This window comes from Pedobacter sp. PLR (assembly GCF_026239675.1).
Lineage (GTDB): Bacteria > Bacteroidota > Bacteroidia > Sphingobacteriales > Sphingobacteriaceae > Pedobacter.
The window spans coordinates 118,247-131,174 of the sequence record NZ_JAPIVQ010000004.1; the positions used below are offsets into that span (position 1 = coordinate 118,247).

General features: G+C 38.5%; 15 protein-coding genes. 6 read left to right on the plus strand and 9 right to left on the minus strand.

Going from position 1 to position 12,928, the window contains the following annotated elements; all coding sequences use genetic code 11:
• Positions 1–73: 73 nt before the first annotated feature.
• Both OQX61_RS11095 and OQX61_RS11100 read right to left on the minus strand, forming a co-directional pair.
• Positions 74–295, minus strand: coding sequence for a hypothetical protein (locus OQX61_RS11095; protein WP_265841740.1), 222 nt, complete (start codon positions 293–295; stop codon positions 74–76).
• Between the two features lie 106 nt (positions 296–401).
• Entirely contained in the window at positions 402–863 is a 462-nt protein-coding gene (locus OQX61_RS11100) for a type I restriction enzyme HsdR N-terminal domain-containing protein (protein WP_265841741.1), read from the minus strand.
• A gap of 56 nt (positions 864–919) precedes the next feature.
• Between OQX61_RS11100 and holA the strand changes: the two genes are divergently transcribed.
• Positions 920–1,945: a DNA polymerase III subunit delta gene (gene holA, locus OQX61_RS11105; protein ID WP_265842154.1), complete on the plus strand. Its 1,026-nt coding sequence runs from the start codon at positions 920–922 to the stop codon at positions 1,943–1,945.
• Positions 1,946–2,141: 196 nt separating this feature from the next.
• On the opposite strand, the gene OQX61_RS11110 is transcribed toward holA, so the two are convergent.
• Positions 2,142–2,471, minus strand: a complete 330-nt coding sequence (locus OQX61_RS11110) for a multidrug efflux SMR transporter (protein WP_265841742.1) — start codon at positions 2,469–2,471, stop codon at positions 2,142–2,144.
• Positions 2,472–2,593: 122 nt separating this feature from the next.
• Positions 2,594–3,160 (minus strand): Crp/Fnr family transcriptional regulator, encoded by a 567-nt coding sequence (locus OQX61_RS11115; RefSeq protein WP_265841743.1) that lies wholly within the window; start codon positions 3,158–3,160, stop codon positions 2,594–2,596.
• 202 nt (positions 3,161–3,362) lie between these two features.
• On the opposite strand from OQX61_RS11115, the gene OQX61_RS11120 reads away from it, so the two are divergent.
• The gene (locus OQX61_RS11120) at positions 3,363–3,875 is read left to right on the plus strand and encodes a DUF6141 family protein (protein WP_265841744.1); all 513 of its coding nucleotides are present in this window, start codon (positions 3,363–3,365) and stop codon (positions 3,873–3,875) included.
• 59 nt (positions 3,876–3,934) lie between these two features.
• Here the strand turns inward: OQX61_RS11120 and OQX61_RS11125 are convergent, their stop codons facing one another.
• Complete coding sequence (locus tag OQX61_RS11125) at positions 3,935–4,255, minus strand: hypothetical protein (protein ID WP_265841745.1); 321 nt, start codon at positions 4,253–4,255, stop codon at positions 3,935–3,937.
• Between the two features lie 121 nt (positions 4,256–4,376).
• On the opposite strand from OQX61_RS11125, the gene OQX61_RS11130 reads away from it, so the two are divergent.
• From OQX61_RS11130 to OQX61_RS11140, 3 genes are all read left to right on the plus strand, one after another.
• On the plus strand, positions 4,377–5,087 hold the full coding sequence (locus OQX61_RS11130) for a hypothetical protein (RefSeq protein ID WP_265841746.1): 711 nt from the start codon (positions 4,377–4,379) through the stop codon (positions 5,085–5,087).
• A gap of 1 nt (position 5,088) precedes the next feature.
• A complete protein-coding gene (locus OQX61_RS11135) occupies positions 5,089–5,367 on the plus strand; it encodes a hypothetical protein (protein ID WP_265841747.1) in 279 nt (92 codons plus the stop codon).
• 224 nt (positions 5,368–5,591) lie between these two features.
• Positions 5,592–5,999 carry an EVE domain-containing protein gene (locus tag OQX61_RS11140; protein ID WP_265841748.1) on the plus strand — a complete coding sequence of 136 codons (408 nt, stop codon included), beginning with the start codon at positions 5,592–5,594 and terminating at the stop codon, positions 5,997–5,999.
• Here the strand turns inward: OQX61_RS11140 and OQX61_RS11145 are convergent.
• Positions 5,996–7,192 carry a cation:proton antiporter gene (locus OQX61_RS11145; protein ID WP_265841749.1) on the minus strand — a complete coding sequence of 399 codons (1,197 nt, stop codon included), beginning with the start codon at positions 7,190–7,192 and terminating at the stop codon, positions 5,996–5,998. The two genes, OQX61_RS11140 and OQX61_RS11145, sit on opposite strands and share 4 nt — an antisense overlap.
• Before the next feature lie 41 nt (positions 7,193–7,233).
• Positions 7,234–7,755 carry an acyl-CoA thioesterase gene (locus tag OQX61_RS11150; RefSeq protein WP_062550058.1) on the minus strand — a complete coding sequence of 174 codons (522 nt, stop codon included), beginning with the start codon at positions 7,753–7,755 and terminating at the stop codon, positions 7,234–7,236.
• A 231-nt stretch (positions 7,756–7,986) separates the two neighbouring features.
• Between OQX61_RS11150 and OQX61_RS11155 the strand changes: the two genes are divergently transcribed.
• Complete coding sequence (locus tag OQX61_RS11155; protein ID WP_265841750.1) at positions 7,987–9,471, plus strand: alpha-amylase; 1,485 nt, start codon at positions 7,987–7,989, stop codon at positions 9,469–9,471.
• Here OQX61_RS11155 and OQX61_RS11160 read toward each other — a convergent pair.
• Both OQX61_RS11160 and OQX61_RS11165 read right to left on the minus strand, forming a co-directional pair.
• On the minus strand, positions 9,461–10,729 hold the full coding sequence (locus OQX61_RS11160) for a DUF5103 domain-containing protein (protein ID WP_265841751.1): 1,269 nt from the start codon (positions 10,727–10,729) through the stop codon (positions 9,461–9,463). The two genes, OQX61_RS11155 and OQX61_RS11160, sit on opposite strands and share 11 nt — an antisense overlap.
• Positions 10,729–12,645, minus strand: coding sequence for an ABC-F family ATP-binding cassette domain-containing protein (locus OQX61_RS11165; protein ID WP_265841752.1), 1,917 nt, complete (start codon positions 12,643–12,645; stop codon positions 10,729–10,731). Before OQX61_RS11165 ends, OQX61_RS11160 begins: the two co-directional genes overlap by 1 nt.
• Between the last annotated feature and the right edge of the window lie 283 nt (positions 12,646–12,928).

Below are 12,928 nucleotides of genomic sequence, written 5' to 3' on the forward strand. Positions count from 1 at the left end.
CCTTTTGATAAAATATGATCAAATGAAAAAGACAACCTGATGAGGGTTGTCTTTTTCATTTTCAACTATGGTGTTATTCTTCTGAGCTTTCTTGTTCCTGCTCTACCATTTCTTTGATTTTAATCAATCGGTCGTAAAAACATTCGTATGGCCTCACATTGCCATATATCTTTAACACATTGAGGTGTGTTTCTACACAGTGGGGTACATCATTCAATACGGTTCCTGGATAGAGTTCCAGGGTTTGCGGTAAACTGATACCAGAAAAGTAGTCTTCTAAGTCGGAAACGGTCATGGTGCAAAGGTAATACTTATATGATTTAAACCCGGTTTTTTAAAGATAAACGGGGTTTTTAAATTGTGGTTTTTAAATTTTAACGGAGCGACAGGATGTTGTGCTTTTATAACTGCTGATATTCCGGCAATTCTTCGATAAACTGAAATCTTTCTGCCAGATGGTCGATCATTGCATAGCAATGTTTTAGTCCGTTGGTGACTACCAGCCATTTAGCTTTGTGGACTGAGTTGTACCGGGAAGCCTGATCAAAAACTGCCTGAGTGATCTTTATCGCAGGAGCTTTACATTCAATCACCATAATCCGCTCTCCGGAAGTATTAAAAATGACGATGTCACTTCTCTTTCTGAGTTGGTTCAGGTTTAAGCCACCTTCGATCTGAATCAGTGTTTTAGGGAATTTTTTGGTTAGAATCAGATACTGAATGAAGTGTTGTCTCACCCATTCTTCAGGCGTCAGAACCAGGTGTTTCTTACGGACTTCGTCGAAAATAAAGTGCTTGTTATCCTTCAATGTAATTTTAAAAGGATACTGCGGAAGGTTCAGCGCTGTAGGGTTAAATGCCATTTGTGCAAAAATAACCTTTAATAATTAGTTTTTAGCCGTTACATTTGGATAAATATATGAGTGTTGCCAATATAATCAAAGACATTAAAGCCAGAAAGTTCAAGCCTGTTTACCTTTTACATGGTGAAGAGCCTTATTATATCGATCAGATTATCCACTATATGGAGGAAAATGTACTGAGCGATATGGAAAAAGGGTTCAACCAAACCGTTTTATACGGGAAGGATACAGACATGGCTACGATCATGAATGCGGCCAAACGTTACCCGATGATGTCAGACTATCAATTGATAGTTGTGAAGGAAGCACAGGACCTTAAATGGGCTAAGGAAGCGGAGGGAAGCAGCAAGGAAGCTGAGTTTGTTCAGAGTTATTTTGAAAAACCGCTGGCTAGTACCATTCTCGTGCTGGGATACAAATACGCCAATTTTGATAAGCGTAAGAAAATCTATAAGTCAATAGACAAAAACGGAGTGATCTTTCAATCGGATCTGGTGCGCGATTATAAGTTAGCCGCCTGGATCGAAGATTTTGTAAAAGAGAAAGGATATAAGATAGCGCCACAGGCATCAGCTCTGATGGCAGAATATTTAGGTACTGATCTTTCCAAAATCGCCAATGAAGTAGAAAAACTAATGTTGAATATCGGAAAGGAAGTGACCATAGACACGGATCTGATTCAACGAAATATAGGAATCAGTAAAGAATATAATGTATTTGAGCTGCAAAAGGCGCTGGCAGTAAGAAATGTGCTGAAATGTAACCAGATCATTAATTATTTCGCAGACAATCCTAAAGCAAATCCAATGGTTATGGTGATGGCCAACCTGAATGCTTATTTTTCAAAAATACTCAAGTATCACTACTTGCCGAATAAAGCAGAAGCGGCAAAAGAGCTGGGCGTAAATCCTTACTTCATCAAGGATTACGAAACAGCTTCGCGCAGCTATAACCTGAATAAAACTTTCGATATCATTAGTTTGCTGAGAGAATACGACCTTAAAAGTAAGGGCGTAGACAGTACCGGTAATATTACAGACGGGGAATTACTTAAAGAATTGCTGTTTAAAATGTTGCATTAAGTCTAATGGATTCAATGAAGAATAATCAAAAGAAAAGGATGGCCATATCAGCCATCCTTTTCTTTTGATTATCTTTTTCCTGAGCTTCGATCAGCACTCTTTTAGCTTTCAATCAAAGTGATTTTCTAATCAGGTTGCTTTTCATTCTTCATTGTATGCTGATCAAAATATTTTCAGATCAGCTGTCTTTTAATGACTAGTGAGAAGAAACTGCTTTTAATCCGATGATAGAACAGATTAGTGTAGTAATGAAAACAATGCGCCAAAAAGTAGCAGGTTCATTGAACACAAAAATCCCTACCAATACAGTTCCAACAGCTCCAATACCTGTCCACACGGCATAAGCGGTTCCGATAGGAAGTGTTTGAGTTGCCTTAAGCAATAAGCCCATGCTGATTGTCAGACAGATTAAGAAGCCTGCACCCCACATGATGGTGGCGTTTCCTGTAGTCTCTTTCATTTTTCCAAGGCAGGAAGCGAAGGCGATTTCAAAAAGACCGCCGAGAATTAATATTATCCAGTTCATTTTATTGTTATTTAATTGCCGGCTACTGTAATTTCAGGCTTCGGTAAAATGTGAAGGCAAATTTCCGCATTTGTAGATAAAAACCGGCTAAACAAATGATAAGAAATTACCAAAATCAAAAATCACCTGATTTCGGCTCTGATTCTACTCAAAGAAACCGGAGTAATGCCCAGATAGGAGGCGATATAATTCAATTGTACCCGCTGCAGGAGTTCCGGATAATGGTCCATCAGGTTTTTATAACGTTCGCTGGCATTGAGCAATAGTCTGGAAATCAGTCGCTCTTCTACCAGGATAATTTCTTTTTCTATTAGTTTTCTTCCCCAGTTGGCGATGATAATATCTGTTGCATACAATGTTTCCAGCTGATGATGATCTATACGGTATAGCGTGGTGTCCTCCAGCAATGCGATACTTTCATAACCCGGGGTTTGATTGATATAACTGTTGTAGGAAAACACAGAGCTACCTTCTTTGCCAAACCAAAAAGTTACATCAGATTCTTCCGTACGGTAATAAGCCCTGGCCATACCTGATTTTATAAAGTAAACGGTACGGTCTACCTCATGCTGACGGAACAATAAATGCCCTTTAGGGTAGTGAATTTCCTCAAAAAGGCTGGCCAGCTTTTCTAAAGAGGGTTCAGTAACAGGCGTAATATTGTTGATGATCTGTTTGATGGTTTCCATTTTTGGTGGATGTAGTTTTACCGGAAGGTGTTTTTATATTTTATAGTACAAATATAGAATTTGAAATGGTGGGGCTTTTGTTTTTTTAATGCTTATTGTGAAGGATTATTGTTAAATTGTTGATTAGAAAGCTGTTTTATATACCTGACCAGGTTTAAATCACCTTTAAAAAACAGTACTCACAAAATAACAGATGAAATAAATGGAGGAAGGTATTATTTTCTCGGAGAAACAAAAGTTTAGACAGTGGTGGTTGTGGTTGATTTTTTTGGTGTTGAATAGTGTATTTCTGGTCGGTGCTTTTAATCAGATTGTTGAAGGGAAGCCTTTTGGCGATCAACCAATGAGTAACTCAGTTTTACTGATCTCTGTCTGTGTTTTGCTGTTAATTACGGCCTTGTTTTTTATGCTCCGACTGGAAACCCGGATCAATAGTAAGGGGATTTATGTGAGGTTTTATCCTTTTCATCTGTCCTTCAGATATTATCCATGGGAAAGTATTAACAAGGTTAAAGTGAGGAAGTACAGTCCGCTAATGGAGTATGGTGGCTGGGGAATCCGTTTCGGACTGCTTACCAGAGAGCGCGCCTTGAATGTTTCTGGAAATCAGGGACTACAGCTGGAGTTTAATGACTATAAAAGACTTTTAATTGGTACTCATAAACCGGATGAGTTGATGCAGGTGCTCCATATTCTGGGGAAGGATCAGGAGTAACTCATCTAAAAGATAGGTACTGTTTCGAGCTGTCATCTAACAGTACCTTTTTTAGGTTTTTATTTCAGACTGTCTAGCTGAGTTTTCAATTGAGTTTCCAGATTTTTTAGATCTCCGGTTACGGACTGCATACTGTCTTGTACAGATTTTAAATCTATCACCACTTTTGATACCGTATCGTTTACCATAATAATCATTTTGTTATCCGTAGGATAAACCCACCATTCCGCAATCATCATGGGCATTTTTTGTTCTGGCTCACCAACAAGCTCGGCTACTTTTGCTGTAGTCATACCTGGTTTAACTGATTCAAAGGGCTTTTTTTTAGTGCAGGCAGCTAAGCCTAACACTGCAATAGAGATTAAGAGCATTTTCTTCATAATGTAAATATATAAATTTTATAAAAATTAGTTAGTCTACATTGTTTTTTTAAATCTTGTATTTAGAGTTTAATTTTTATGGTACTGTTATTGTTATTTTATTTTAAATTAATTTTATGATATGGGCGCATATGGTGGTTGGACGTTCGAAGTTCAGGAAACAGCAATGGTGATAAATGTAAAAATGAAGTTAAAACTAGCTATTTTAGATACAACAGACGATAAGAAAATTGATTTAACTGCATTAGGTAATGCGGTGGAGAGACAGCTGAGAAAAACTTATCAAATAAGTTACGTTACAAATGCTATGGGGAGAGACAACACTGCCAGGTTGAAAAGCAGTTTAGATGGATATCCAGGTAGAACAATAAGTTTACCTGTTAAAAAAACTGTTCAAATTATATTTAATATGAAATATCGTACGATTACAAAGGAACGCCATAAGATGAACAACGAGCATCTACTAATGATCAGCCCTAATTCGGGACGTATGAAGAAATTATATGGCTATGCAAATAAAATTGGTGGGAATACTATAAATTTGAATGTGATGTATGTTCCTGATATGGTTAGTGGTGCAGATAGTAATACATTGCCTCATGAATTTGGCCATACCTTAACGTTACTACATGTTAATGATGTTCATACGGTAGATACTGATCCTAACCAGTATTTTTCGCTTTACCAGCAGTACTTTTCTAAGGATACTACAAATATAATGTTCAAAGGTGGAAGTCGGAAGATGAATAATATTACCTCCACTTCTATTATAGGTTTTCAAATGGATATTATCTTAAAAAGCTATAAAAATGGGCGGCTAAATTTAGATTAATATGAAAAGAATATTTTTTGTGACACTGGGGGTAATTATAGCATTCGGCTTATTAACTTTAGTAACCTATGAGGATAATGCGGAATCTGATGCTTTTACGCTAATTGGTTTTCCCTTTCGTTTTTATATTCAAACGCAGGGTAGACTTACCGATCCAAAATACGCTGCTGACTTCGGTTACTTTCCAAAATATCTTATTTATAATATTTTAATATTAATAATCTCCATTATAGTGGTCAATATTATAGTAAGTAGGTTAAGTAAAACAAAAATAAGATGATTTCCATTTGTAGGATCCGGGAAATAAAAATAAATGAAAGGTTTGTTCCTTTATGTTATTTTTGTCGGAATTGAGAGTGAAAATTCAATTTCCTTTATAGACCTTTTATCCATCATTTATACTGTTTGGTGTTTAAATCTCTAAAGAAAATAATAGAAATTTGTCAACGGTTTTCAAGGATTAAGAGAAAACCACCTATTAAAAGCATTTAAATAAAGTATACCATGAATCATTGGCTAGTAAAAAGTGAACCGTTTAAATACAGTTGGGATCAGTTTAACAAGGATGGACGTACCTTTTGGGATGGCGTAAGAAACTACCAGGCACGTAACAACCTGAAAGCCATGAAAGAAGGCGATTTAGTCTTGTTTTACCATAGTAATGAAGGTAAAAACGTAGTAGGTATTGCCAAAGTTGTTAAAGAATTTTATCAGGACCCTACTACAGATGACATCAAATGGGTGGTCGTAGATTTGGCGCCTGTAGAAGCTCTAAAAAACCCGGTTTCCTTAGAGCAAATCAAAGCAGAAGAAAGCTTACAGGATATTTCTTTAGTCAGACAAGGACGTTTATCAGTGATGCCACTGAAAGCGGAAGAGTTTGATAAGATCCTTGAAATGGGCTCTGTTTAGTGTGCAGGCTCTTTAGGAGCATGGATCACTTTCTTTGCCGATAGCAAGCCAATACTCATAATCAGGCTGGATCCAAGTACCACAAGGAACAGAAAAGCCGTGCCTACCTCTGGTATTTTTAATGCCGGAGGCAGGTTAAAATACAATAAGATACTGATCAAGCCCCTAGGCGCAATGAAACTCTCCGAGCCACTGTTTTCTTTTCTGAAAATTTTCAGGTAAGCGAAACGAATGATGAAGATTGTAGCCAGAATAATCAAGCCATTGGCAATCACCGGGCCATCGTTCAAGGCATAGATGTTCATCGTAAAGCCAAAAATTACAAAGAAAAATGTACGAATGATAAATGCACTTTCGGCAGAAAGCTGATGCAGCTGCGTCAAATCATTTGATAAGTTCTTATAGATAAAGACGCTCCTGAAATAAGCATGTTTAATGGTGTCCGCATTGTTGAGGAATAATCCGAAGGCCAGAATCAGCACTAAAGAAGACAAATGGTACGACTGTCCGATGGCATACACCAGAATCAGGATAGAAATGATCAGAAAGAACTTAATATGGTGCGAAATTCTTCCCATCAGATACAGCAGCGTAATACAGGAAATCGCTGATAAGATGACAATTAAGATCGTATTCAATCCCAATCCTGCAAAAGAGGACATCGAGATATGAGGATTTGTAATGGCAAAATTGAAAAGAATGATAGTCAGGATATCCGAAAAAGAAGACTCATAAATGATGAACTCCTTGCTTTTCTTACTCAATGCTGCGGCAGAAGGGATGGCAATGGCCGAGCTGATCACACTGAAAGGGATTGCATTCGTAAAACAGACGTACAATTCTTTTCCGGTGATCTGGTAAATGATAAAGGTGATGACCGATACAGTGGCCAGTAAAACAAAAAAAGCGGACATAAAAGCTCCTTTGATAACCTTATTCTTTCCCTTTTCATATTTAAGCTCCAGAGAACCTTCAAAAACGATCAGAATAAGACCTACGGTACCTAAAGTTGGCAGAACAGTCAGAAAATTGAAGGTTTGTAAATGAAGATTGTCTACTAATACACGTAAGCCAATACCGAGTAGTAACAGCAACAGGACGGAGGGAAGTTTGGTTTTGCTGGCAACAAGGTCGAATAGATAGGAAAATATGACGAGTCCGCTTAAAATAATTAATGTGGTGTATGTCGTCATATTTTCTTTTTAGTATCTATCTGATTTATTTATAGCTGGATTTACTCTTCGAAGAATAAAGCCCTAAGCTCTTTAGCGTCATTTGCTTTCATCTTACCGCTAAGGATTAAGCGAAGTTGTCTTCTTCTTAATGCCCCTGCAAATAATTCAATCTCATCTTCCGTTTCTGGTAATATCTCAGGAACAGGAATCGTTCTGCCGCTTTGATCAATGGCGACAAACGTATAATATGCTTCATTTGATTTGACGCGGGCTCCGGAAGGGATATTTTCTGCCCATACATCCAGTCTGACTTCTACCGAAGTATTGAATGCGCGGGTTACTTTTGCTTCGATGGTAATTACATCACCCAATTTGATGGGTTGTTTGAAGGAAACATTGTCTACCGATGCGGTAACAACGATTCTATTGCAGTGTTTTTGCGCAGAAATAGCAGCAGCGATGTCCATCCAGTGGAGCAACCGGCCTCCCATTAAATTGTTCAATGTATTGGTATCATTGGGTAATACCAACTCATTCATAATGGTAAATGACTCTTTCGGGCTTTTTATCTTTGTACTCATAATCTCTGCAAAAGTAAGTAAAAATGAACATACATGGAGAGAAATCAAATGGATTTGGCTTCATTACGACCGATAATCAATGAAATTGATACAAGAAACCAGCTCATTAAATTTGGTTTTAGGCTAGCTGATGAGGATAAGAAATCGACTGTACTTCTGATCTGATGCGGACAGAATTTATCTGGTATTTTTCCCTAAACAAATGAAACATTATCAATGTTATCCTAAAACATGGACAATCAAACCTTAGTACAATATTTCCACTGGTATTATAATGAAGCCGACAAGTTATGGATTAAAGCCGGAAAAGATGCGGAGAAACTGGCTCAAATGGGGATTACCGGAATTTGGTTGCCACCTGCCTATAAAGCCAATGCAGGAGAGGCTTCTGTCGGATATGACCCCTACGATCTCTATGACCTTGGTGAATTTGATCAGAAGAATACCCTGGCCACGAAATACGGGACAAAAGAAGATTACCAGAATGCCATCCATATCCTTCAGGAAAACGGAATTAGTGTGATTGCCGATATTGTTTTTAACCATAAAGCAGGAGGGGATGAGCTTGAAAAAGTGACCGTAAGGACTGTAAATCCAGAAGATAGAGAAGAGTTTACCTCTGAGCCATTTGAGATTGAAGCCTGGACAAAGTTCAGTTTTAAAGGTAGAAATGGTCAATATTCTCAGTTTATATGGGATAAAGATTGTTTCAGCGGAATAGACTGGGCGGAAGATTTAAAGGAAACAGGGATTTACTCCATCCAGAATATATATGGTGAAGGTTGGGAAGATGTGCCCTCCAAAGAACTCGGTAATTACGATTACCTCATGTATAACGACATCGAGTTTAGAAATCCGGCAGTGCGGGAAGAGTTGAAAAGATGGGGCGAATGGTATGTAAACAGCTGCGGGATGAAAGGGTTTCGCCTGGATGCAGTAAAACATATTGCTACGGATTTCCTGATCGAATGGCTGGATCACATGAATGAAACGTTCAATACGCAGTTTTTTGTAGTTGCAGAAAACTGGAATATCGACAATGTTACCGAGCTGGAGCACTATCTGGAAATCACGAAAGGGCGGATGCAGTTGTTCGACTCTTTACTTCATCATAATCTTTTCCTCGCAGGAGAAGAAAAAGAACAATACGACCTGTCTAAAATCTTTGAGGGTACACTGGTTCAGTTGCAACCCATGTACACCGTTACTTTTGTAGATAACCACGATTCTCAACCCTTGCAAGCGCTGGAATCCTATATAGATTTCTGGTTCCGGCCATTGGCCTATGCGCTGATTTTATTAAGAGAAGATGGGATTCCATGTATATTCTACGCTGATTTATATGGGGCAAAATATAAAGACGAGGATAAAGAAGAAGATATGGTGGATGTAAATCTTGTTCCTTTAATTGAATTACCGGAAATGATGAGCATCAGAAAAGACTTGTCTTATGGCCTGCAACGTGATTATCTGGACTTTCCAAACTGTATCGGCTGGACCAGAACAGGCATTCCGGAGAAAGTAAATTCGGGTATTGCCGTGATTATGAGTAACGGAGCTGAAGGTTATAAAGCAATGGAAATGGGGCTCGAAAACGCTGGAAGAATAATGATTGACGCAATTGGTAATAGAAAAGAAATGATCATAATAGATGAAAAAGGATGGGCATATTTTTTCTGTAACGCAGAAAGTGTGTCGGTATGGACTATCGCTTAGTCGTGTTTAAATTTACAAAACCGATCAACTCTTCCCAACGGGAACCTGGTTTGCGGTAATAAACATATACCTGATAAGTGTTTTCCGTTTCAAAGAAAGAACCCTCAAAAACGGTCAGGTCTATCTTGCCGGTTTTTTTGTCCAGCCAAACATATTTATAATCATACAATCCTTGCTTTAAAGGGATACTGGTATGAAAACGTTTAGTGGAAGCGTCATAGGCTAGCTTGCTGGCCTCATTAAGGATGTAATTGTTGAAACGACCAACCACATAAGCATCACCTGTCGTTGTTGGAACCACAGAGTTTAAAGTAAAGTAAACGCGGGCATAATCACTGTCGGTGTTTGGATCACGACCCTCCTGGTTTCTAATGAAAAAGCTGCCATTTTCATCAAATTGATTCGTGAATTTCGCTACATTTCCATTCAAATCAGTAAACAGAATCACTTTATTGACGGTATCTCTGATAATCTCCTTCACATTTACCGCTTTATAACGGAAACTGCGCATGTCAAACTTTCTAAACTCATTTCCGGCGGGAAAATCATTGTTGTTTACATCATTATAAACCAATGAACCTGGTCTGATAAAGGTCGGAGTTTTATTCCATGAAGCCGTTTGAGGAATGCCATTCTGCATCACTACAGCCTTTAAGTCTAAAGTTGGATTCTGAATTGGATTGGTATGGGAAATGGTGAAATCGATTTTCTGATTGGTTCTTCGTAAGTCTACCTGCGGACTAGCGGTAACATTTACACCAATAGACACTTGCTTATCCACGATGTAAAACCGTTGAGAAACTACAGGTTTCTGAGGATTTCCGTCTTCATATACCTTCAACAGGTAATTACCGGAAATCTTAGGTTTAATCCGGGAGTTGGGTAAAGTAAGGGAGTAATTGGTGTATTGTTGCAGGGTCCCAAAAGAGTATTTATACTCCGTAATGCGGTCTTCGGACATCCCATCGAGGTAATCTAAAGGAGAGAGACGGGAAGGTTTCCAGTCGGAACTGCATTGTTCTACGGTATAAGAGTAGATTTTGCTACCGCCGTTCAGGTTGTCAAAAGAGAAGTATAAAAGCTCATTGGAATTCAGTGCAATGACTGGCAGCGACTGTTCTTTTTGTGTGTTATAACATTGTACGGTCCGGATTTCCGGCAAGTACACCTTATTGTCGTATACAAATTGCTGGTCCTGAGCCACAGCAATTTGCATACTAAATAACAGCACGAAAAACAATCCGCCTAGTTTTATCATTATCCTTCTAATTCCATAATATCGGAAGCCAGTTCTTCCCATTTATTCTGGGCATTGTCCAGCTGATGTTTGGCATCAGTATAGCTTTTATTTGCTTCAGCAAGTTTTCCTGAATTCGAATATACGGCTTCATCAGCGATTTGCGCTTCAATAGCTTTCACATTTTGCTCAAATTCAGCAATCTCAGCTTCAATCTTTTTCAATTGCTCATTCAGCTTTTTAAGTTGCTGTTGTGCATTTGGAGCTGCTTTTTCTACCACTGCTGCTTTAGGTTTAACCTCTTTGTCTGGTCTTACCGGAATGCTTGATGGGGCAGTAGGAACTCTTTTTGAATTCCATTCTTCGTATTCTGCATACGTACCCGGATATTCTTTGATGTCCTGATCTTCGATAAACCAGATTTTATTGGCTACGTTATCTAAGAAATACCTATCATGGGATACTGCAATAAAAGTACCTTCATATTGTGTTAAAGCTTGAATCAGGATATTCACAGATTGAATGTCCAGGTGATTCGTAGGCTCATCCAGAATCAGGAAGTTAGAGTCAGTAGTTAAAGATTTAGCCAGGGCTACCCTTGATTTTTCACCTCCGGAAAGTACACGGATTTTCTTGAATACATCATCACCAGTGAAAAGGAAACATCCTAAAATTCCACGTAATTCCGTATCGGTATGCTTAGGCGCGAATGCCTGCAATTCTTCAAGGATCGTGTTTTCCAGGTGTAAAGATTCCAGCTGATGCTGTGCAAAGAAAGTCGTTGTCACATTGTGACCAACTTCACATTTACCTTCAAACTCTTCTGCACCTGCGATGATACGTAATAACGTCGATTTACCTTTACCGTTGGCACCGATTAAAGCGATTTTGTCACCTTTTTCAATCAAACCATCTGCATTGTTTAAGATATCGATGTTTGGATAGCTTTTGTAAGCTTCTTCCACGCGGATTACGTGACGTCCTGAAGGTTTAGAGAACTTGAACTGGAAGTTTACTGTTGGATTGTCATCATCAACATCTTCCACACGCTCCATTTTATCCAGGGCTTTCATCCTTGATTGCGCCATTTTCGCTTTAGAAGCTTTGGCACGGAAACGCTCGATCAAACGCTCTTCCTGCTTGATTTTTGCCTGTTGATTTTTGAATTCTCCTTTTTGAATCTCTCCACGAAGGGATTTTTCTTCCAGATAGAAGCTATAGTTACCTGCATAAGGAGTTAATTTTCCTTTGCGGGATTCCACGATACGGTTTACTACTTTATCTAAGAAATACCTATCGTGAGAAACGATCACAATGGCACCTTCAAAGCTCAATAAATAAGTTTCCAGCCATTTAATGGACGGTAAATCCATGTGGTTGGTAGGCTCATCCAGCAAAAGAATGTCTGGAGTCTGCAAAAGAATTTTTGCCAGCATTACCCTCATTCTCCATCCTCCGGAGAAGGTGTTTAATGGTCTGTGCTGATCCTCAGTGCTGAAACCAAGACCTGCAAGGATCTCATTTGCTCTGTATTCTATACTATAACCGTCTAAAGCTTCGAACTCCTGTTGCTTATCGCTCAGTTTGTTCAATACTTCTTCAGAGTAATCTGTTTCTATCTTTTTTAAGAGTTCTTCAATTTCATCATGTAATTGATTTTGGCGCTCAAAGGCCTCCATCGCTACGTGTAAAATGCTATGGTGTGAATCGTAAGAAAGTAAATCCTGGTTCAGGTAGCCTATTTTCAGGTCTTTCGACATGGAAATGCTTCCTGCAGAAGGGCCATACTCGCCAACTATTATTTTTAGAAGTGTAGATTTACCGGTTCCATTGGCTCCGATTAATCCAATTCTTTCTCCTGGTTTAATGTGCCAGTTTGCCTCGTCGTATAAAGCTCTGGAGCCTATCAGGAATGTTAAGTCGTTTATTGAAATCATTTGCGTGCAAAAATACAACTTTGTTTGCTTTCCAATTGCATTTAATAGTGAAGGAATTGTAATTTATTTTTGGCCTCTGACAGCCCCTAAAGGCGTGTTCTGAGGGTATTTACGCGTTTTTATCCGCATCTATAGAAAATCCACTGTTTTCAGGACGGCGAATTTTATATTTATTGTTACTGCTTTGTTAACATTACTATGTATTTTTGCGTTTTTGGGAGGGAAGATGTTGTATCTCAGGATACAATCATCTTACTGCCCTTTGTCCTATATCAAAACGTTT